The organism is Actinomadura darangshiensis (assembly GCF_004349235.1).
Taxonomy (GTDB): domain Bacteria; phylum Actinomycetota; class Actinomycetes; order Streptosporangiales; family Streptosporangiaceae; genus Spirillospora; species Spirillospora darangshiensis.
On record NZ_SMKY01000168.1, the window covers coordinates 1 to 19,514 of the forward strand.

The 19,514-nt window shown below is 72.5% G+C and carries 16 protein-coding genes and 1 pseudogene; 8 read left to right on the forward strand and 9 right to left on the reverse strand.

From position 1 onward, the window contains the following. Positions 1–80: 80 nt before the first annotated feature. On the reverse strand, positions 81–287 hold the full coding sequence (locus E1293_RS29500; protein WP_207939164.1) for a hypothetical protein: 207 nt from the start codon (positions 285–287) through the stop codon (positions 81–83). Between the two features lie 226 nt (positions 288–513). On the opposite strand from E1293_RS29500, the gene hemE reads away from it, so the two are divergent. Further along, entirely contained in the window at positions 514–1,530 is a 1,017-nt protein-coding gene (gene hemE / locus E1293_RS29505; protein ID WP_279473292.1) for a uroporphyrinogen decarboxylase, read from the forward strand. Here hemE and E1293_RS29510 read toward each other — a convergent pair. Both E1293_RS29510 and E1293_RS29515 read right to left on the reverse strand, forming a co-directional pair. Continuing rightward, positions 1,527–2,531 carry a DUF4349 domain-containing protein gene (locus E1293_RS29510; RefSeq protein ID WP_132200758.1) on the reverse strand — a complete coding sequence of 335 codons (1,005 nt, stop codon included), beginning with the start codon at positions 2,529–2,531 and terminating at the stop codon, positions 1,527–1,529. The two genes, hemE and E1293_RS29510, sit on opposite strands and share 4 nt — an antisense overlap. A gap of 130 nt (positions 2,532–2,661) precedes the next feature. After that, positions 2,662–3,768: a ligand-binding sensor domain-containing protein gene (locus E1293_RS29515; RefSeq protein ID WP_132200759.1), complete on the reverse strand. Its 1,107-nt coding sequence runs from the start codon at positions 3,766–3,768 to the stop codon at positions 2,662–2,664. A gap of 119 nt (positions 3,769–3,887) precedes the next feature. Here E1293_RS29515 and hemG point away from each other — a divergent pair, with 119 nt between their 5' ends. Genes hemG through E1293_RS29530 form a run of 3 tightly spaced genes read left to right on the forward strand, consistent with a single transcriptional unit; the run spans position 3,888 to position 6,650 of the window. Then, positions 3,888–5,336, forward strand: coding sequence for a protoporphyrinogen oxidase (gene hemG, locus E1293_RS29520; RefSeq protein WP_243716731.1), 1,449 nt, complete (start codon positions 3,888–3,890; stop codon positions 5,334–5,336). Continuing rightward, a complete protein-coding gene (hemQ, locus tag E1293_RS29525; RefSeq protein WP_132200761.1) occupies positions 5,317–6,015 on the forward strand; it encodes a hydrogen peroxide-dependent heme synthase in 699 nt (232 codons plus the stop codon). Before hemG ends, hemQ begins: the two co-directional genes overlap by 20 nt. A gap of 56 nt (positions 6,016–6,071) precedes the next feature. Then, positions 6,072–6,650, forward strand: a complete 579-nt coding sequence (locus E1293_RS29530) for a hypothetical protein (protein ID WP_132200762.1) — start codon at positions 6,072–6,074, stop codon at positions 6,648–6,650. Here E1293_RS29530 and E1293_RS29535 read toward each other — a convergent pair. Together E1293_RS29535 and msrB are read right to left on the reverse strand one after the other, a co-directional pair. Beyond that, positions 6,647–7,255, reverse strand: a pseudogene (locus tag E1293_RS29535) (TIGR04222 domain-containing membrane protein); the annotation flags it as partial. The gene E1293_RS29530 and the pseudogene E1293_RS29535 sit on opposite strands and share 4 nt — an antisense overlap. Positions 7,256–7,323: 68 nt before the next feature. Beyond that, positions 7,324–7,725 (reverse strand): peptide-methionine (R)-S-oxide reductase MsrB, encoded by a 402-nt coding sequence (gene msrB / locus E1293_RS29540; protein WP_132200764.1) that lies wholly within the window; start codon positions 7,723–7,725, stop codon positions 7,324–7,326. 51 nt (positions 7,726–7,776) lie between these two features. On the opposite strand from msrB, the gene E1293_RS29545 reads away from it, so the two are divergent. After that, entirely contained in the window at positions 7,777–8,859 is a 1,083-nt protein-coding gene (locus tag E1293_RS29545; RefSeq protein WP_132200765.1) for a DNA polymerase domain-containing protein, read from the forward strand. A 42-nt stretch (positions 8,860–8,901) separates the two neighbouring features. On the opposite strand, the gene E1293_RS29550 is transcribed toward E1293_RS29545, so the two are convergent. Both E1293_RS29550 and leuA read right to left on the reverse strand, forming a co-directional pair. Then, positions 8,902–10,842, reverse strand: coding sequence for a Xaa-Pro dipeptidyl-peptidase (locus tag E1293_RS29550; protein ID WP_132200766.1), 1,941 nt, complete (start codon positions 10,840–10,842; stop codon positions 8,902–8,904). A gap of 168 nt (positions 10,843–11,010) precedes the next feature. Beyond that, positions 11,011–12,741 carry a 2-isopropylmalate synthase gene (gene leuA / locus E1293_RS29555; protein ID WP_207939166.1) on the reverse strand — a complete coding sequence of 577 codons (1,731 nt, stop codon included), beginning with the start codon at positions 12,739–12,741 and terminating at the stop codon, positions 11,011–11,013. Positions 12,742–13,021: 280 nt separating this feature from the next. On the opposite strand from leuA, the gene E1293_RS29560 reads away from it, so the two are divergent. After that, a complete protein-coding gene (locus E1293_RS29560) occupies positions 13,022–13,717 on the forward strand; it encodes a FadR/GntR family transcriptional regulator (RefSeq protein WP_132200768.1) in 696 nt (231 codons plus the stop codon). Here the strand turns inward: E1293_RS29560 and E1293_RS29565 are convergent. After that, positions 13,700–16,105, reverse strand: coding sequence for a HelD family protein (locus tag E1293_RS29565; protein WP_132200769.1), 2,406 nt, complete (start codon positions 16,103–16,105; stop codon positions 13,700–13,702). The two genes, E1293_RS29560 and E1293_RS29565, sit on opposite strands and share 18 nt — an antisense overlap. Positions 16,106–16,322: 217 nt before the next feature. Between E1293_RS29565 and E1293_RS29570 the strand changes: the two genes are divergently transcribed. Next, a complete protein-coding gene (locus E1293_RS29570; protein WP_132200770.1) occupies positions 16,323–18,002 on the forward strand; it encodes an alkaline phosphatase D family protein in 1,680 nt (559 codons plus the stop codon). Positions 18,003–18,067: 65 nt separating this feature from the next. Here the strand turns inward: E1293_RS29570 and E1293_RS29575 are convergent, their stop codons facing one another. Continuing rightward, positions 18,068–19,159, reverse strand: a complete 1,092-nt coding sequence (locus tag E1293_RS29575; protein WP_132200771.1) for an ATP-dependent DNA ligase — start codon at positions 19,157–19,159, stop codon at positions 18,068–18,070. A gap of 75 nt (positions 19,160–19,234) precedes the next feature. On the opposite strand from E1293_RS29575, the gene E1293_RS29580 reads away from it, so the two are divergent. Further along, positions 19,235–19,514, forward strand: a 280-nt coding sequence (locus tag E1293_RS29580) for a dihydrofolate reductase family protein (protein WP_207939165.1), incomplete at its 3' end; no start/stop codon positions are given.

Below are 19,514 nucleotides of genomic sequence, written 5' to 3' on the forward strand. Positions count from 1 at the left end.
GGCCGCCGCATGCGGCGGCCGGGGGACGCGGTGGGGAGAAAGGCACGGCACAGGTGGTTTCGTCTCGGGGGCCGGGCCGATCAGGCCACGGCTCGCACGGTGGTGGCGCTGCGCGCCCGGGCGATGCCGGAGACCCGGACGGGGGCCGGTGCGGTCACGGGCGGGAGCCCGACGAGGAGGGCCGCGCCGCACTCGGCGCAGGCCCGCTCGGGGCATTCCTCGCCATGGCCGTCCGGGCACGGCGGCCGTTCGAACAGGCGTTCATCACCGCAGGTGGAGCAGTACAAGGGGGAACCTCCCTCGGCTATGACACGCATCACGTTCGCATGCGCCGGTGACAGAATGCGGGACTTCGCTCGGCGTGTCCGGAAGTTCATGCCGTCCCACGCGCAACTCCCGTGCCTTAGCGACGCGTTTTCGTGGGACCATCACAACGTGACCGCTGACGCCGCCTCCCCGAACGACGACATCGCGAACCAGCCTGACAACGGCGGCCTAGCCGGGAGCCCCTTCCTGCGGGCCTGCCGCCGGCTGCCGGTGCCGCACACGCCCGTGTGGTTCATGCGGCAGGCCGGCCGGTCGCTGCCGGAGTACCTGCGGGTGCGCGAGGGCGTCCCGATGCTGGAGTCGTGCACCCGGCCCGACCTGATCGCGGAGATCACGATGCAGCCGGTGCGCCGCTACGCGGTGGACGCGGCGATCTTCTACAGCGACATCATGGTCCCGCTCAAGGCGATCGGGGTCGACCTCGACATCAAGCCGGGCGTCGGGCCGGTGATCGCCGACCCGCTCCGCTCGGCGGACGACCTGGACGCGCTGCGCCCGCTCGTCCCGGGCGACGTCCCCTACGTGACCGAGGCCGTCCGGGGCCTGGTGGGCGAGCTCGGGAGCATGCCGCTGATCGGCTTCGCGGGCGGCCCGTTCACGCTCGCCGCGTACCTGATCGAGGGCGGCCCGTCCAAGAACCACGAGCGCACCAAGGCCATGATGTACGGCGAGCCGGAGCTGTGGGCCGACCTCATGGGCCGGCTGGCCGACCTCACGATCGCCTTCCTGAAGGTGCAGATCGCGGCCGGGGCGAGCGCCGTGCAGGTGTTCGACTCCTGGGTCGGCGCGGTCGCCGCGCACGACTACCGCGAGTCGGTCCTCCCGCACACCCGCCGCATCTTCGCCGAGATCGAGCCGCTCGGCGTCCCGCGCATCCACTTCGGCGTCGGGACGGGCGAGCTGCTCGGCCCGATGGGCGAGGCCGGCGCCGACGTCGTCGGCGTCGACTGGCGGGTCCCGCTGGACGAGGCCGTCAGCCGCGTCGAGCCGGGCAAGGCCCTGCAGGGCAACCTCGACCCGGCGGTCCTGTTCGCGCCGTGGGAGACCGTGGAGCGCCGGGCCCGCGACGTGCTGGCGCGCGGCCGCACCGCCGAGGGGCACATCTTCAACCTGGGCCACGGCGTCCTGCCGTCCATGGATCCGGACGTCCTCGCCCGCCTCGCGGACCTCGTCCACGAGGCGAGCGCCGAGGACGCGAGCTAGACGGGCGGCGGCGGCCCCTGCGGGCCCTGCGGACGCGGCGGCCCCTGCTCGCCCGCGCTGACGGCGGCCTTCTCCGGCTCCGGCTCCGGCCGCCGCGCCGCCCCGCCGCCGGTGAAACCGGCGAAACGGTCGCGCAGCCGGTGCCGGAACGCCAGCACGGGAAGCCCGATCACGGCGGCCGTGACGAGGAACGGCAGCAGCCAGCCCAGGACGACGGCGACGCCTCCGACGAACGCGGTGAACGCGCGCCAGCCGTTCTGCAGCCCGCCGACGAACCCGCCGCGGGAGTCGTCCTCCTTCTTGGGCGCCGCGGGCTCGGCCGCCAGCGTCACGGTCACGGTCGCGTACTGCGTGCGCTGCGTGAGCGACTTCTGGCGGGCCTGCAGCGCCTCCAAGTCGGCCTCCCGCTCGGCGATCTCCTGCTCGACGTCGATGACCTCGCCGACCGACTTCGCGCGGTCGAGCAGCTTGCGGAACGCCTCCAGCGTGGCCTTCGCGGACCGCACCCGCGCCTCGACGTCGGCGACCTCGCCGGTGACGTCCTCGGCCTCCTGGCTGAGCGAGAGCTTCTTCCCGAGTTGCGTGCTCAGCTGATCGAGCACACCGGTGTACTTGTCGGTCGGGATCTTCAACTCGATCTCCGAGCGGGCCGGTGAACTCGACGTCGACTCCTGCTCGACGTAGCCGCCGGCCGTGCCGACCAGCTGCTTGGCCTTCGCGGCGGCGGCCTCCACGTCCCCGGCCTGCACCCGGAGTCTCGCCGTGTGGACGACCTCACGCCCGGTGGGCAGGGGCGCCTGCGCGCTGCCGCCGGTCCCGTTCCGCGCTCCGCCCGTTTCGCCCGCTTCGCCGCGGCCGGCCTTCGTGGCGGCGGGCGCGGCGCCCTTCCGGTCGGCCGACGAACCGGACGAGTGGTCGCTGCCGCCGCCCCCGCACGCGGCCATGACCCCGGCCAGCAGCAGGACGACCAGCGCGCATGTGATGCTCCTGACGATCCGCATGAGGCTTGGACGAGGTGACCCAGGTCACCGTTCCGCGGGACGAATCGCGATCCGGGCACGATGAGGGCACGCGCCGATCACGGCCCCGCCCCTGTGCGGGCCGGGATCCGCGCGGTGCCCCGATGGGCGCTCAGCCGTCGGTGAGGAGGGTCGGTCCGCCGATGTTCACGCTCCCGAGCGTCCACAGCGCGCCGGTGCCGGGGACGACGGCGAGCCCGTTCGGGTAGATGTTGCTCCTGTTCGGGACGGCGGTGGTCGCGACGCGTTCCCAGGTCCCGCCGCTGTAGCGCAGCAGGCCCGGCTTGGCGGGCTCGTCGATCAGGTGCCCGAGGGCCCAGAGCGTCCCGTCCCCGCCCTTGACGATCCGGGTGAGCGCGTTGAGGCCGGGCGGCGGGGTGACGCTGCTCCAGGAGGTGCCGTCCCAGTGCACCAGGACGGGAGTGGACGGGGACGTCCGGTAGCTGACGCCGACGGCCCAGGCTTCGGTGGGGGAGACGGCCACCATGTCGGTGATGCCGTTAATGCCTTCGGGCGGCTGGTCCACGGGGACGCGCGTCCAGGACCGCCCGTCCCAGTGGTGGGCCTCCAGCGTCCGGTCGTACTGGCCGGGGGTGCCGAGGACCCAGATGTCATCGTCGGCCCGGATGTGGAACGTGCGCAGGTAGACGTTCGGGAGGGTGGTGACGTGCGTCCACGTGCCGCCCGTCCGGCGGTAGACGCCGCCGTCGTCCACGGTCGCCCAGACCCCGGCCCCGCTCGCCTGGAGGTTCAGGGTCCTGGAGGCCGCCGGCAGGGCCACCTCGTCGAACCGGGAGCCGGTGAAGTGCCCCAGGTAGGGGCCGGCCACGTTCGCGTCGCCGTCGAACCTGGTGCCGTCGATCCACACGTCCTCGGCGCCGGCGGTGTCGACGTCGGTGATCGTGGCGCGGGCGGGCAGGCCCTGGAGGCCGTACTCGACCCAGCCGCCGTTCTTCCAGCGCCGCACGACGGGGTTGCCGGGGATCGTCCGGCCGGTCCCCGGGATGGTGCCGGGGACGACCAGCTCGCCCTGGACCCCGGAGATCCAGACGCTGTCGGGCGAGGCGGCGTCGACGTCGTAGAGGTAGTTGTTCGGCCAGAAGAACGGCAGGGACACCGGTCTGAAGTCGCCCCGCGTCGCGGCGGAGACGGGCGAGGCGAGCCCGGCGGCCAGCAGTAGCGCCGCCGCGGCTGCGAGTGGAGTCTTCCAAGGCGTCATATACGCCAGTATCCACTGGCATGATGCTCCGGATCTTGTCACTTCGGCGACAAATCTCCGCGCCGCCGCGCGGGGCGCCCCGGTGCGCGATCCGCCGGGGCGTCTGGGAAGCTGGGGCCATGACCACGTCCCATGCCGTTGTCGTCGGGGGCGGCATCGCCGGCCTCGCCGCCGCGCGCATGCTCGCCCGGGACGGCGTGCGGGTGACCGTGCTGGAGGGCTCCCCGGGCATCGGCGGCAAGCTGCGGGTCAGCGAGATCGCCGGGATCCCGGTGGACGAGGGCGCCGAGTCGATGCTCGCCCGCCGCCCCGAAGGCCTGGACCTGGTGCGCGACCTCGGCCGCTCCGGCGACCTGGTGAACCCCGGCACCACCTCGTCGGGGATCCTCAGCCGCGGCGCGCTGCGGCCGATCCCGTCCGGGCAGGTCATGGGCGTCCCGTCCGACCTGAAGGCGCTGGCCGCCGCGCAGGTGCTGTCGCCGGCCGGGCTGGCGCGCGTCCCGCTCGACCTGGTGCTGCCCGAGACGCCCCGCGGCGCGGACGTGTCCGTCGCCGACTTCATCGGGGCGCGGGTCGGCCGGGAGGTCGTCGACCGGCTCGTCGAGCCGCTGCTCGGCGGCGTGTACGCGGGCCGGGCCGAACTGCTGTCGTTCGACTCCACGCTGCCCGCCGTCGCCGCCGCCGCGCGCACCCACCGGTCGCTGATCAGCGCCGTGCAGGGCATCCGGGACGCCGCGCCCAAGGACCCGGGCCCGGTGTTCGCCACGCTGCCGGACGGCCTCGGCACGCTCCCGCACCTGGTCGCCGCCGACCTCGCCGAGGCCGGCGGGACGATCCGGACCGGCGCGATGGTCCGCGAGCTGCGCCGCCGCGAGCACGGCTGGCGGCTCACCATCGGCCCCACTCGCGACCCCGAGTACCTCGACGCCGACGCCGTGCTGGTCGCCGTCCCGGCGGCCCCGGCGTCCCGGCTGCTGAAGCCGGACGTCCCCGCCGCCGCCCGCGAGCTGGCCCGCATCGAGTACGCGAGCATGGCGATCATCACGCTCGCCTACCGGGCGACCGCGTTCCCCCGCCTTCCGGAGGGCAGCGGCTACCTCGTCCCCGGCGTGGAGAGCGCCGCCGAGAACGGCGGCAGGGGGGTCAAGGCCGTCACGTTCAGCTCGGTAAAATGGCCTCATCTGCGCGACCGTGACCCCGGTGTCATCGCGGTCCGCTGCTCCATCGGGCGGTTCGGCGAGGAGCACGCCCTCCAGAAGGCCGACGAGGAGCTGGCGGCGACGGCGATGGCCGAGCTCGCCGCCACGTGCGGCGTCACCGAGCTGCCCGCCGAGAGCAGGGTGACCCGGTGGGGCGGCGGCCTCCCGCAGTACAACGTGGGCCACGCCGACCGCGTGGCCAAGGTCCGGGCCGCGGTCGCCGCGGAACCGGGGCTCGCCGTCGCGGGCGCCGCCTACGACGGCCTCGGCGTCCCCGCGTGCATCGCCTCGGCGCGCGCGGCCGCGTCCCGGGTGCTGGACCATTTGCGCAGTCGAGAAGGAGCAGACCATGACCGAGCCGGCGGGTAAGCCGAAGGCGCGCGAACTCAACAACGTCATCCGCTACACCATGTGGTCGGTCTTCCGGGTCGCGAACCCGGGCACCGTGGGCGACAAGGATGCGGCCGAGGTCCAGGACCTCCTCGACCAGGCCGCCCAGAAGGACGTCACCACCCGCGGCACCTACGACGTCGCCGGCCTGCGCGCGGACGCCGACTTCATGTTCTGGTGGCACGCGCCCACGTCCGACGACCTCCAGGAGGTCTACACCCGGTTCCGCCGGACGGCGCTGGGCCGCGCCAGCGAGCCGGTGTGGTCGCAGATGGCGCTGCACCGCCCGGCCGAGTTCAACAAGAGCCACATCCCCGCGTTCCTCGCCGACGAGGAGCCGCGCAACTACGTGTGCGTGTACCCGTTCGTCCGGTCCTACGAGTGGTACCTGCTGCCGGACGAGGAGCGCCGCGCCATGCTCGCCGAGCACGGCAAGATGGCGCGCGACTACCCCGACGTCCGGGCCAACACGGTGTCGTCGTTCGCCCTCGGCGACTACGAGTGGATGCTCGCGTTCGAGGCCGACGAACTGCACCGCATCGTCGACCTGATGCGGCACCTGCGCGGCGCGAAGGCGCGCCTGCACACCCGCATCGAGGTGCCGTTCTACACCGGGCGCCGCAAGCCGGTCGCCGAACTCGTCGCGGGCCTCGCCTGACACCGCATCGGCCGACTCGCCAGAGGGCGGGGCGAATCGGCAGTAAAGTGCCGTCCGTGACCAAGTCTCCCGCCACGCAGTCCCGCGGACGGCACGCGCGCCCGCCGTCCGCGCTCGCGGTCCGCTGGAACCGCCTGATCGGGGCGCTGCGGGAGTCACGCCGGCGCCGGCTGGCCGCCGCCGGCGCGGTGACCGCCGCCGTCGCGCTGGTCGCGGCCGCCGCCGTGCTGGCGCTGCCCGGCGGCTCGGGCTCCGGGCCCCGCGCCGCCGTCGCAGCCGGCACGGCCGCCTCCCCGTCCCCGCACGAGAAGATCGAAACCGCCGGCGACCCCGACGAGATCACCGACGCGGTGCCGTACTTCGCGACCAAGGACCCGGACAAGAAGGTCGTCGAGCACGTCACCGACGTCCGCCGCAGCGGCGCCTTCGTCCGCGTGTACACCGACCTGGGCGAGGACGACGAGAACTCCAAGCCCGCCCTCGACCTGTGCAAGTGGACGACCCAGTTCCTGGAGGACGGCGGCGACGACGAGCCCCGCGTCTTCGTCCACGGCAAGAGCGACGACAACGGCAGCGTCGTCCTCGCCAACAAGCAGAGCGACAAGGACGACTGCGAAGTCCCCGAGACCCGCTAGTAGCCGCCGTACCCGCCGTAGCTGCCGCCGCTGTACTTGTCGTCCGGCAGGTTGCTGGCATCCAGGTTCCGGTGGCCGGGGAATCGGAAGCGGGGCAGCTCGACCATCTCCGGGGCGTCGCTTTCCAGGACTTCCCGCAGCTTGGTGTCCGCGATGCCGCCCGTACCCAGGGCGGCCAGCTTGGCGATCGCATTCGACGCGGACCCCTTGCCCAGTTCGCCCAGGCCGCCGGACGTCCCTGCCTCGGCGTCCGCTCGGAGTCGGCGCCGGGCGGCCCTGCCTCTGCGCGTTCGCCAGAGCCGGCCCCGGAACCGCCTCCGCAGCAGGCCCCTCCCGATCAGGCCGTCCGCGACGTCGCTCACCTCGGCCGATTCGCTGACCGCCGCCAGGACGAAGCGGAGCTGGAAGCCGCTGTCGGGGATCTCTTCAAGGAGTGCGGCCTGGATCGCGTCGCCCGGCTCACGCTCGACGACGGTCACGCGGTGCGTCCCTCGGGAGACGCGCACACGACGCTGTTCGTGGAGGGCGAGCAGCGCGCATTGCGCGACACGGGCGGAACCGCCGCAGAGTAAGGCGATCTCGTAGGGGGTGAACTCGTCCACAGAGGCTCCCGGGGGTGACCGTCAATGTGAATGACCGTCAGTATGACGTGTCAGGCCCCCGGGCGGTTGCGCTATTCGGCGGGTTCGAGGGTGAGGGAGATCGAGTTGATGCAGTAGCGGTCGTCGGTCGGTGTGTCGTATCCCTCGCCATGGAAGACATGGCCCAGGTGGGAGTCGCACACGGCGCACCGGGCCTCGGTGCGGACCATGCCCAGCGAGCTGTCCTCGATCAGCGTGACCGCGTCCGAGTCCGACGGCTCGAAGAACGACGGCCAGCCGCAGTGGCTCTCGAACTTGGTGCCGGACCGGAACAGCTCCGTCCCGCAGGCGCGGCACCGGTACACGCCGACGGTCTTGGTGTCGGTGTACTCGCCGGTGAAGGGCTTCTCGGTGCCCGCCTCGCGCAGCACCTGGAACTCCTCGGGGCTCAGCTGCGCCCGCCACTCGTCCTCGCTCTTGCGGATCTTCTCCATACCTCCGACGGTACCCGCCGCCTTGTCGGACGAGTGGGTTAGCGTGCTGCCATGGCCTCGCCCTTCATCGAGATCCCGGTCGGGGATCGGCTCGTCAAGGTGACCAATCCCGACAAGGTCTACTTCCCTGAGCACGGGTACACCAAGCGGCAGCTGGTGGAGTACTACGTGGCCGTGGGGGAGGGGATCCTGCGCGCCACCCGGAACCGCCCGACGACGCTCGAACGCTGGCCCGCCGGCGTCTTCGAGGGCGCCCGCATGGCCACCCGGGAGGACTACGCCCGCGGGCAGGCGGGCATGGGCGCCGGCAAGTCCGACGCCTTCTACCAGAAGCGCATCCCGAAGGGCGCGCCCGACTGGGTGCAGACCGCCCGGATCGCCTTCCCCAGCGGGCGTTCGGCCGACGAGGTCTGCCCGACCGAGGTCGCCGTGATCGCCTGGGCGGCGAACCTCGGCACGCTGACGTTCCACCCGTGGCCCGTCCGCAAGGGCGACGTCGACCACCCCGACGAGCTGCGCATCGACCTCGACCCGCAGCCCGGCACCGACTTCTCCGACGCCGTCCGGGTGGCCCTCGGCCCGGCCCGCGACCTGCTGTCGGAGCTGGGCTACACCGGCCACGTCAAGACGTCCGGCAAGGGCGGCGTGCACATCTACGTCCGCATCGAGCCCCGCTGGACGTTCACCGCGGTCCGCCGCGCGGCCCTCGCCTTCGGCCGCGAGGTCGAACGCCGCGTCCCCGCCGAGGTCACGACCAGGTGGTGGAAGGAGGAACGCGGCGAGCAGGTGTTCATCGACTTCAACCAGAACGCGCGCGACCGCACGATCGCCTCGGCCTACAGCGTCCGCCCGGCCCCGCACGCCCCGGTGTCGGCCCCGCTGACCTGGGACGAGCTGCCCGACGCCGACCCGCACGACTTCACCATCGCCACGATGCCCGCCCGCTTCGCCAAGCTCGGCGACCTCCACGCGTCCATCGACGACGAGTCCTTCAGCCTCGACGCGCTCCTGGAGCTGGCCGATCGCGACGAGCAGGACCACGGCCTCGGCGACATGCCGTACCCGCCGAACTATCCGAAGATGCCGGGCGAGCCCAAACGCGTCCAGCCCAGCAAGGACACCGACAACCAGTGACTCCGCTGAGGCCCGCCGTGGGCGGCGGGCCTCAGCGTGGGGTCAGTAGAGCCTGCGCTCCTGGACGGGCAGGGTGACGTTGGTCGGGCCGCGCCATGTCGTGCTCGGTTGCGGCGGGGCGACCAGGGTGTTCACGTCCTCCTCGGCGGCGACGACCGGAATGCTGACGGAGCTGCCGCGCAGGTCCACCGTCACCTTGGCGCCGGTGGGGTTCTCGTAGTTGTAGTCGGCGTCCGTCCCGGCGACGACGAGGGCCAGGCGGTGGCCCTTCTTGAGCAGGTACTCCTGGCTCAGGGTCTCCCAGTTGACGTCGTAGTAGCGGCCCGGCTTCAGCGGCTTCGGGTGGCTGAGCGACCGGTCGTTCTGGGCGTCGAGCCAGCCGCGGGCGACCACGTTCACCGGCGAGGTGACCGTCGTGACCTCGGTCTGCTTGTAGCAGGCGTCGTCGGCGGGCGTGCTCTCGCCGTGGCAGTCCTCGGTGGTCAGGGTCCGGACGCCGGAGCCGGCGCCGAGGTAGTCCACCCGGGTGTCGTCGCCGTAGTCGACGAGCAGGGCGGTGAGGTTGGACGTGGGCTTGTCCAGCTTGATCTTCAGGCGTGCGCCGGGGGTGCCGGAGAGTCGGCCGGTCTTCGGCAGCGGCGCCGACACGAACACGGACCGGTACGGCTGCGCGGCCGTCGGGTCGGCGACCATCGCGCTCTCCGGGTAGCCCGCGCCGCGGGGGCCGGCGGCGTCGGTGAACGTGGCGGCCGCGCCGCGGGCGGCGCGCTTCAGGCCGAGGGTGCCGTCCGCGCCGGGGCGCAGGACGATGTTCCGCGCGTCCCGGGACGGCCAGTCCCGCTGGGTGATCCACTGGTCCGGGCCGACCTCGATGTCGGCGCGCGGCTCCCGCATGACGCCGTTGGGGATCTTCTGCAGTTCGTGGTCGAACCACCGGTGCAGGGCCGCCACCCACGCGTCCCGCCGCGTGTCGAACGGGTCGACGTGGCCGCGCTGCGACAGCCACACCTTGCGCTGGACGCCGCGCTTCGCGAGGGCGTTCCACCACTCGGCGAAGTTGTCGTCCTTCACGTTCAGGTCGTTGACGCCGTGGGAGGCGAAGATGCTCGCGTGGACGCGGGAGGCGCGCGCGATCGTCCCGTCCCGGTAGTCGGCGGTCTTCCAGTAGGCGTTGTAGTTGCCGGTGGCGTCGTCCTCGCCCTTGTCGAGGCCCGCGTTCACGGCGGCGCACTTCTCGGGCGGGTCGGTGTCGACGTAGTCGGCGAGCCAGGGCTGCTCGTCGTCGGTGTACTTCACGCCGTTCATGCGGCTGTAGTCGTACCAGCTGCTGATCGCCGAGATCGGGACGATCGTCTCCAGGCCCTCGACGCCGGTCGCGGCCACGCCGTTGGCGAGCGTCCCGTCGTAGGACTTGCCGATCATGCCGGTGCGGCCGGTCGTCCAGGTCGCCTCGGCCGGGCTGCCGTCCGGCTTGTACGCCTTGGCGCGCCCGTTGAGCCAGTCGACGACGGCCTTGCCGCCGAGGACGTCCGTCGGGCCCCCGCTGACCGGGCAGCCGTCGGAGCGGGTCGTCCCCACCATGTCCACGGCGAGGAACGCGTACCCGCGGGGGACGAAGTAGTTGTCGTAGTACAGGGGGAACTTCACCGGGTTCCCGGCGGCGTCGTAGGTCTTGAGCTCGCTCTCGTTGCCGCGCCCGGCGTTGTCGTAGTACGGGCTCTCGTCCATGATCACCGGCACCTTGAGACCCTGCTCGGTCTCCTTCGGCCGGATGATGTCGACGTTGACGCGGTCCTTCTCGCCGTCCAGATCGCTGTCCACGCCCGACTCGACGTAGACGTGCTCGCGGATCGCGTCCTTGTAGGAGAAGGCGGGCTGGGTCACGCCGTCCTTCACCACGATCTTCGGGGACGTCCGGGCCAGCGCCGTCGCGCCGCCGCCGGTGCCGGCGAGCGCCGCGCCCGTCAGCACGGCCACCGCCATCGTCCGCCGGGTCCGTCTCAGGGATCGCCTGGCCAACCCGCACCTCCGGGAATGAAAATGATCACTATCGGGCCACAGGCTCCTCGCCCCGGGACGCCGGGTAAAGGGCGGCGCACGACGAACTCCGACCTGATTTGGTCAGGTCCTGCCCTTGCGCCGCCCCTCCCGCTAGGCGCCCTTCGCCCGGTTCACCGCCGACAGGACGGCCTCCACCGACGCGGTCAGCACGGACGTGTCGCGCCCGGCGCCCCAGCACGTCGTCCCGTCCACGCGGCATTCGGCGTAGGCGGCCGCCTCCGCGTCGTGGCCGGACTCGGTCGAGTGCTCGGCGTACTGGAGGACGTCCACCTTGATCCCGGCGGACGCCAGCGCGGCGGTGAGCGCGTCCAGCGGCCCGTTGCCCGAGCCGGTGTACTCGCGCCCGTCGCCGTCGCCGCCGACGCGGATGACGCCGGTGAAGTCATGCCGCGCCGGGCTCAGTTTGCTGTGGGGGGACGACCCCCCACGCCCCCCGGAAGAGCGATCGGGGGACGCCGTCCGCCAGCCGATCACCGACACCGGGCCGGGACGGTCGAGGTACTCGGCGCGGAACAGCTCCCACAGCTCCGCCGCGGTGACCTCCTCGCCACTGCCGTCCGTCGCCCGCTGCACGACCTGGGAGAACTCGATCTGCAGGCGGCGCGGCAACTCCAGCGCGTACCCGGTGCGCAGCAGGTAGGAGATCCCGCCCTTGCCGGACTGGCTGTTGACCCTGATGACCGCCTCGTAACCGCGTCCGACGTCGGCCGGGTCGATGGGCAGGTACGGAACGTCCCACGGCCGCTGCTCCGGCGGCACGCCTTCCTCCGCGGCGCGCCGCGCGTGGCGGGCCATGCCCTTGCCGATCGCGTCCTGGTGCGTCCCGGAGAACGCCGTGTACACCAGGTCGCCGCCGTACGGGTGCCGCTCGTGGACGGGCAGCCGGTTGCAGTGCTCGACCGTCTGCCGGATCTCGTCGATGTCGGAGAAGTCGATCCGCGGGTCGACGCCCTGCGCGTGCAGGTTCAGGGCGAGGGTGACCAGGTCGACGTTGCCCGTCCGCTCGCCGTTGCCGAACAGGCACCCTTCGACCCGCTGCGCGCCCGCCAGCACCGCCAGCTCGGCGCAGGCCACGCCCGTCCCGCGGTCGTTGTGCGGGTGGACGGAGAGGACCACCGCGTCCCGCCGGGCCAGGTTCCGGTGCATGTACTCGATCTGGTCGGCGTACACGTTCGGCGTCGCGATCTCCACGGTGGCCGGCAGGTTCAGGATCACCGGACGGTCCGGCGACGCGTCCCACAGTCCGGTGACCGCGTCGCACACCTCCAGCGCGTAGTCGGGCTCGGTGAAGTTGAACGTCTCGGGGGAGAACTCGAACCGCACGCCCGGCCTGGCGAGCCGCGCGACGTCCGCCGCCCCGTCCAGGACCAGCCGCCGCACGCCGTCCCTGTCCGAGCCGAGCACGACGTCCCGCCACACCGGGCCCGTCGCCGTGTACAGGTGGACGACGGCCCGGGGGAGCCCTTCGATGGACGCGAACGTCCGCTCGATCAGCTCCGTCCGCGCCGGCGTGAACACCACGGGCGTCACGTCGTCCGGGATCCCCGCCTCGGCCAGATGCCGGACGAAGCCGAAGTCGGTCTCGCTGGCCGACGGGTAGCCGACCTCGATCTCCTTGAACCCCATCGTCACGAAGAGGTCGAACATGCGGCGCTTGCGGGCGGTGTCCATCGGCTCGGCCAGCGCCTGGTTGCCGTCCCGCAGGTCGACGGGCACCCACAGCGGCGCGGCCTCGATGCGCCGCGACGGCCAGGTGCGCTCGACCTCCGGTACCGGCGACGGCACGCGCTCGAACACGGAGCGGTACCGGTGGAACGGCATGGAGCTGCCGCGCTGCGGATTCCAGAAGGGCGCGCCGTCCGGCACCGGGCCGGACGGGGTGCGCAGAGTCGGGAAGTTCATGGGGCTTGTCCTTCGCGGTTGCCGGAAGACCGGCAGCACCGGACCCCGCGGCGGGGTGCCGGTCCGGATCAGGCCCCGCCGCGGCGGCCGAGAAGAAGGCCCTGCCACGACATGCCGTCCACCCAACCACACCTCAGCTCCTCAGACAAGCTGAGGTGAAGCTACCCTGGAGGCCCGCACTCTCCCGAAGGAATCCCCGATGCCGCTCGGCCCTCTGCGCCCCAGCCCGCTCGTCGAGCAGGCCGCCCAGCGCCTCCGCGACCAGATCGCCGGCGGGTCATGGCCGGTCGGGACCAAGCTGCCCGGCGAGACGACCCTGGCCACGGAGCTGGGCGTGGGCCGCTCCACCGTCCGCGAGGCCCTGCGCGCCCTGGCCGGCGCCGGCCTCGTCCAGGCCCGCCAGGGCGCCGGCGTCTTCGTCATCGCGACCGAGCCGGACGAGGACTGGCCCGCCCGGCTCCGCCGCGCCTCCGTCGCCGACGTCTACGAGATCCGCGCCATGCTGGAGGTCCGCGCCGCCGAACTCGCCGCCGAGCGCCGCACCGGCACGGACCTCACCGCCCTCGACACGGCCCTGTCCGCCCGCGACGAGGCGTTCACGGGCGCGGCCATCGAGCCCTTCATCGACGCCGACATCGCCCTGCACACCGCCGTCATCGCCGCCGCGCACAATCCGGTCCTGGCGGACCTGTTCGCCGAGTTCACCCCCGTCCTGCGCGACGGCCTCATCGACCTGGTCACCCTCGTGGACGTCCGCAAGTCCGACACCGCCCACGGCCGGGCCGCCCACGCCGCCCTGGTGGAGGCGATCCGCACCCAGGACCCCGCGGCCGCCGGCGAGATCATCAAGACCGAACTCCACCAGACCCTCGCCGCCCTACTCCAAGGCCGATAGGAGCGGGGGCAGGTCGTTGGCGTGGACGATCGTCAGGCGGCGGGTGGCCCTGGTCATGGCGACGTAGAGGTCCTGGCCGCCCTTGGGGGATTCGGCGAGGATGCCGGACGGGTCGACGACGATGACGGAGTCGAACTCCAGGCCCTTGGCCTCCTCGCAGGTCAGGACGACCACGGAGGAGTCGAGGGCCTCCGGGGTGGCGCCGGCGGCGGCGTCCGGGAGGGCCGCGAGGACGGCGTTGTGCCTGGCCGCGGAGGCGATGACGGCCAGGCGGCCCTCCTTGAACGCGCCGCCGATGCCCTCGCCACCGGTGATCAAGGACAGCTCGGAACCGACGAGCGAGGGCAGTTCGCCGACCGGCAGCGCGAGTGCGGCGGGCGGCGGGCCGTCGTCGCGGACGGGTTCGGGCGGAGTCTGGTCCGGGGCGACGGCGGCGAGCACGTCGGCGGCGACCCTCATGATGGCGGCCGGGGTGCGGTAGTTGACGAGGAGGCGCTGCTCGCGCCAGCGGCCCGGGACGTAGTGGTCGAGCATCTGGCCCCAGGACGAGGCGCCCGCCGCGCTGCCGGTCTGGGCGATGTCGCCGACGACGGTCATGGAGCGGGTCGGGACGCGGCGCATCACCGTGCGCCAGGCCATTTCCGAGAGCTCCTGCGCCTCGTCCACGATGACGTGGCCGTACGCCCACTCGCGGTCGGCCATGGCGCGCTGCGCGGTGGTGCGGTAGGGCCCGTCGTCGTGGTGGCGGTCGGCCAGCTCGCCGGCGGAGGTCACGTCCCGCGCGGAGAGCAGGTTCGTGGTGCCGACGGCCTCGATGACCTCCTGGGCGTAGCGCTCCTCCTCGGCGCGGGCGGCTTCGGCGGCGCGCTGCCGTGCCTTGTCGGCGGAGTCGTCCCTGCCCAGGAGCTCGGCGGCCTCGTCGAGGAGGGGGACGTCCGGGATCGTCCACGGGGAGCGCGGCCGGCGGTGCAGGAGCGCGCAGTCGGAGATGCCCACCTGCGCCCCGAGGCGGGCGAGGGTCTCGGGAGAGGCGTAGAGCTCGGTGAGCAACTGCTGCGGTGTCAGCTCGGGCCAGAGTGCGTTGAGGGCCTCCTGGACGTCCGGGTCCTGCCAGAGGGCCTCCTTGGCCAGGCGCAGGTCCGTTTCGTCCAGCAGGGGTTCGTCCTCGGCCTCGTCGATGAGCTCCTGGAGCCAGTCGGGGAGCCCGCCCGACTTGGCGATCTCCTCCAGGGGCTCGTCCATGATGCGCTCGTACTGCTCGGCCCGGTTGACGGCGAGGGCCTCCAGCATGTCGTGGACGAAGCGGCGCCGCTGGACGTTGTGGGGGAGGCGCATGCCGCGCGCACGGTCGCGGATCTGCTCGCACTGCTCGGCGTCCACGACCAGCGTGAGCCCTTCGACCTCGATGCGCAGGCCGCCGGCGGGAGCGCGCTGCCGGTCGAGGACGGCGGCCTCCACGAGGCCGGCCATGCGCCGGCCGCCCTTGATGACGGTGACCGCCGGGGTCTCGGTGGCCGTCGCCTTGAGGCCCGGGTACAGCTCGCCGACCGTGGCCAGCGCGACGTCGGTCTCGCCGAGGCCCGGGAGCACCTGCTCGATGTAGCGGAGGAAGGTGGCGTTCGGGCCGACGACGAGGACGCCCCGTCGTTCGAGGACGTCCCGGTGCGTGTAGAGCAGGTACGCGGCCCGGTGCAGTGCCGCGACCGTCTTGCCGGTTCCGGGACCGCCCTGCACGACCAGCACGCCCTGCAGTCCGGAGCGGATGACCTGGTCCTGCTCCTCCTGGATGGTGGCGACGACGTCGCTCATCCGGCCCGTCCGGCGGCGGCGGAGGGTGGCGAGGAGTGCGGCCTCGCCCACGATGTCGCCGCGCTCGGACTCGTCCAGGCCCTCCAGGTCGAACACCTCGTCGTCCAGCCGGACGACCTCCCGGTGGCGGAGGTGCAGGTGGCGGCGCCGCGCGAGGGTGCCGGGGGCGCCCGGCGTGGCCGTGTAGAACGGGCGGGCGGCTGTGGCGCGCCAGTCGATCAGGATGGGCTCGTGGTCCTCGTCGCGCAGGCCGATGCGGCCGATGTAGAACGTGTCGCCGGGACCGTCGGCGTCGGCGCGGTGGTCGATGCGGCCGAAGCACAGGGCGTGCTCCACGCCACCGAGCTGGGCGAGCCGCCGGCCGGCCTCGTCGGTCGCGATGGCGCTCTCCACCCGCGCCTGGAAGGCGGCGCCGCCGCCCGCCGCCGGGCCCTCGCGCAGCGCGGCCTCGGCCTTCGCGCGCTCGGCGTCGAGCCGCGCGTAGACGCGGGACACCTGCTCCTGCTCGGTGCGCACCGCGGCCTCGCGCGTTTTTTCTTCCCGTTCCGGGTTGACAGCGTCGGCTTGACGGAGTCCCATGCGTCGGCTACGCTCCTATTCATAGGATGGTGCTATCTGTCTGCAAGTGCGAAGACATGAGCCTACCATCCTTTTCCCGCGCCGCGTGATCTTCTAGCGCCGTCCAAAAGATCGTCTTTGTTGTGGCGGGCGTCATCTGCGCGGTGCCCCGAGGTCACCGATCTTCGTGAGGCTGTCCGGCGATCCATGCCGGAACCCTCCGAAAGGTCGCACCTCCATGGCCGACTCCGCACCTCCGCTGAACCGGCGCGCCTTCCTGGTCACCAGCGGTCTCGCCACCGCCACCCTCGCCGGCACCGCACTCGCCCCCGCAACCGCCGCCCACGCCGCTCCCCGCACGCTGTCCGGTGACCCCTTCACCCTCGGCGTCGCGTCCGGCGACCCCGACCCCGGCGGGTTCGTGCTCTGGACCCGCCTGGCCCTCGACCCGCACGCCGAGGACGGTCGCGGCGGCATGCCCGCCCGGACCATCCCCGTCCGCTGGGAGGTCTCGTCCGACCAGCGGTTCCGCCGCATCGAGCGGCGCGGCACCGCGGCCGCCCGCCCGCAGGCCGCCCACTCCGTCCACGTCGAGCTGAACGGCCTCCGCCCGGGGCGCGAGTACTGGTACCGCTTCCGCGCCGGAAACCACGTCTCCCCGGCCGGGCGGACCCGCACCGCCCCGCACCCGGCCACCTTCGGCCCCGCCCTCGCCATGGCCTTCGTGTCGTGCAGCCAGTTCGAGCACGGCTACTTCACGGCGTACCGGCGGCTCGCCGAAGAGCACCCCGACCTGATCCTGCACCTGGGCGACTACCAGTACGAGTACAAGAAGGGCGACTACACCATCCCGGGCGGCAACGTCCGCGACCACGAGGGCCCCGAGACCGTCACGCTGGCGGACTACCGGCTGCGGCACGCCCAGTACAAGTCCGACCGCGACCTGCAGGCCGCGCACGGCGCCGCACCCTGGCTCGTCGTGTTCGACGACCACGAGGTCGAGAACAACTGGGCCGGCTACATCCCGGAGGCGGGCTCCGACACGCCGTCCTACGAGGAGTTCCGCGCGCGCCGCGCCGCCGCGTTCCAGGCGTACTACGAGAACATGCCGCTGCGCCGCCGCTCCATCCCGAAGGGCCCCGACATCCAGGTCTACCGCCGGGTCCAGTGGGGGCGGCTCGCCAACTTCCACATGCTCGACACCCGCCAGTTCCGGGACGACCAGGGCTGCGGCGACGGCTACAAGGACTGCCCCGAGGCCACCGACCCGAAGCGCTCCATCACCGGGAACACGCAGGAGAAGTGGCTGCTCGACGGGTTCCGCCGCTCTGACGCCCACTGGGACATCCTCGGCCAGCAGGTGTTCTTCGCCCAGCGCGACAACACCGCCGGGCCCGTCAAGAAGACCTCGATGGACGCCTGGGACGGCTACGTCGCGTCCCGTGACCGCATCACCGGGGGCTGGCTGGACGCCAAGGTCCGCAACCCCGTCGTGCTCACCGGAGACGTCCACGCGCACTGGGCGAGCGACCTGAAGGCCGACTACGACGACCCCGACTCCAGGAAGGTCGGGTCCGAGCTGGTGTGCACGTCCATCACCAGCACCGGCGACGGCGCCGACTCCGATCCCGCCGACCAGCCCTTCCTCGCGATCAACCCGCACTTGCGCTTCTACAACAACCAGCGCGGCTACGTCCTGACGAAGATCGACAAGGAGGAGATGAAGGCCGACTTCAAGACGCTGCCGACCGTCCGGACGCCGGGCGCGAAGAGCTCCACCAAGGCGACGTTCGTCATCGAGGACCGCGTCCCCGGCGTCAACCAGACCTACCTGCGCCCCTACGCGTCCACCAAGATGGCCGCGAAGCCGGAGCGGGACCTGATCCAGCAGACCCTCGACAACGAGACCCAGCCCTGACACCGCGCGGCCGGGACGCGCCGAAGCGTCCCGGCCGCAGCGCCGGTGGTCGAGCCGCCGGTCTCTCAGCGGTCGACGCGTGCGTTCGTCGCTCCGCCGCTGAGAATGTCGCCCAAGTCATAGGCCACCGGGACTTCGAGCTGCTCGTACGTGCAGCTGCCGGGCGTGCGGTCGGGGCGCCAATTGCGGAAGCGGGCGGTGTGCCGGAACCGGTCGCCCTCCATCGCCTCGTACGCCACCTCCACGACAAGGTCGGTACGCAGCGGCACCCAGCTGAGGTCCTTCTTGCCGGTCCAGCGGGAGATGGCGCCCGGCATGCGGTCGACGGTCGCCTCGCTCTGGCTCGCCCACTCCGACCACGGGTGCTCGGAGAGATCCTCCAGCCGGTACCGCTGCAGCTCCTCCACCAGCTCGGCGCGCCGTTTCATCGTGAACGACGCCGCGACCCCCACGTGCTGGAGGTGGCCCTTGTCGTTGTAGAGGCCGAGCAGCAGGGATCCCACGATGGGCCCGGACTTGTGCCAGCGGAAGCCCGCCACAACGCAGTCGGCGGTGCGCTCGTGCTTGACCTTGAACAGGACGCGCTTGTCTGGCTGGTACGGGCTGTCCGTCGGCTTGGCGATGACGCCGTCCAGCCCGGCGCCCTCGAACTCGTCGAACCAGCGCAGCGCCAGGTCATAGGAGTCGGACGCGGGCGTGACGTGGATCGGCGCCTTCACCTCTGACAGCGTGTCGACGAGCCGGCGCCGCCGTTCGCCGAGCGGTACCTCCATCAGCGACTCGTCGCCGACGGCGAGCAGGTCGAACGCCACGAACGACACCGGGGTCTGCTCCGACAGCAGCTTGATCCGCGACGCGGCCGGATGGATGCGCTGCTGGAGGCCGTCGAAGTCGAGGCGCGTCCCCTTCGGCAGCACGATCTCGCCGTCCACCACGCAGCGCTCGGGCAGCTCGCGCCGCACCGCCTCGGCCAGCTCGGGGAAGTAGCGGGTGAGCGGCTTCTCGCCGCGGCTGGACAGCTCCACCTCGTCGCCGTCGCGGAAGACGATGCAGCGGAAGCCGTCCCACTTCGGCTCGTACAGCAGATCGCCCTTGGGCATGGTCTTGACCGCCTTGGCCAGCATCGGCGGCAGCGGCGGACTGATCGGCAGGTCCATCCCCCCATCTTGCGCCCCGGCACCGACAAAAGGACATCCCGGGCGGGGAAAGGGACGTTGGATAATGTGCAGGTCATGCGCCGCCTGCTGCCCGAGCCCGCCGCCGCCGGCGTCGACCCGTACGACGCCTACGGGAACCCGCCGGGGCTGCGCCTGGGCATGGTCATGAGCGTGGACGGCTCGGTCACCGACGCCGAGGGCTGGACGGACGGCCTCGGCGGCGCCGCCGACTTCCGCGTCTTCCGGACCCTGCGGGCCCTGGCCGACGCGATCCTCGTCGGCGCCGGGACCGTCCGCACGGGACGGCTCGGCCCCGCCCGCCTACGCCGCGACCTGCGCGCGCGCCGCGGCCGCC

Coding starts and splice junctions, on each gene's coding strand:
- E1293_RS29545 (WP_132200765.1), top strand. CDS start 7,777: ATGGCCTCGCCCTTCATCGAGATCCCGGTCGGGGATCGGCTCGTCAAG.
- hemG (WP_243716731.1), top strand. CDS start 3,888: ATGACCACGTCCCATGCCGTTGTCGTCGGGGGCGGCATCGCCGGCCTC.
- E1293_RS29570 (WP_132200770.1), top strand. CDS start 16,323: ATGGCCGACTCCGCACCTCCGCTGAACCGGCGCGCCTTCCTGGTCACC.
- E1293_RS29575 (WP_132200771.1), bottom strand. CDS start 19,159: ATGGACCTGCCGATCAGTCCGCCGCTGCCGCCGATGCTGGCCAAGGCG.
- E1293_RS29515 (WP_132200759.1), bottom strand. CDS start 3,768: ATGACGCCTTGGAAGACTCCACTCGCAGCCGCGGCGGCGCTACTGCTG.
- E1293_RS29550 (WP_132200766.1), bottom strand. CDS start 10,842: ATGGCGGTGGCCGTGCTGACGGGCGCGGCGCTCGCCGGCACCGGCGGC.
- E1293_RS29510 (WP_132200758.1), bottom strand. CDS start 2,531: ATGCGGATCGTCAGGAGCATCACATGCGCGCTGGTCGTCCTGCTGCTG.
- leuA (WP_207939166.1), bottom strand. CDS start 12,741: ATGCCGTTCCACCGGTACCGCTCCGTGTTCGAGCGCGTGCCGTCGCCG.
- E1293_RS29565 (WP_132200769.1), bottom strand. CDS start 16,105: ATGGGACTCCGTCAAGCCGACGCTGTCAACCCGGAACGGGAAGAAAAA.
- hemQ (WP_132200761.1), top strand. CDS start 5,317: ATGACCGAGCCGGCGGGTAAGCCGAAGGCGCGCGAACTCAACAACGTC.
- msrB (WP_132200764.1), bottom strand. CDS start 7,725: ATGGAGAAGATCCGCAAGAGCGAGGACGAGTGGCGGGCGCAGCTGAGC.
- E1293_RS29560 (WP_132200768.1), top strand. CDS start 13,022: ATGCCGCTCGGCCCTCTGCGCCCCAGCCCGCTCGTCGAGCAGGCCGCC.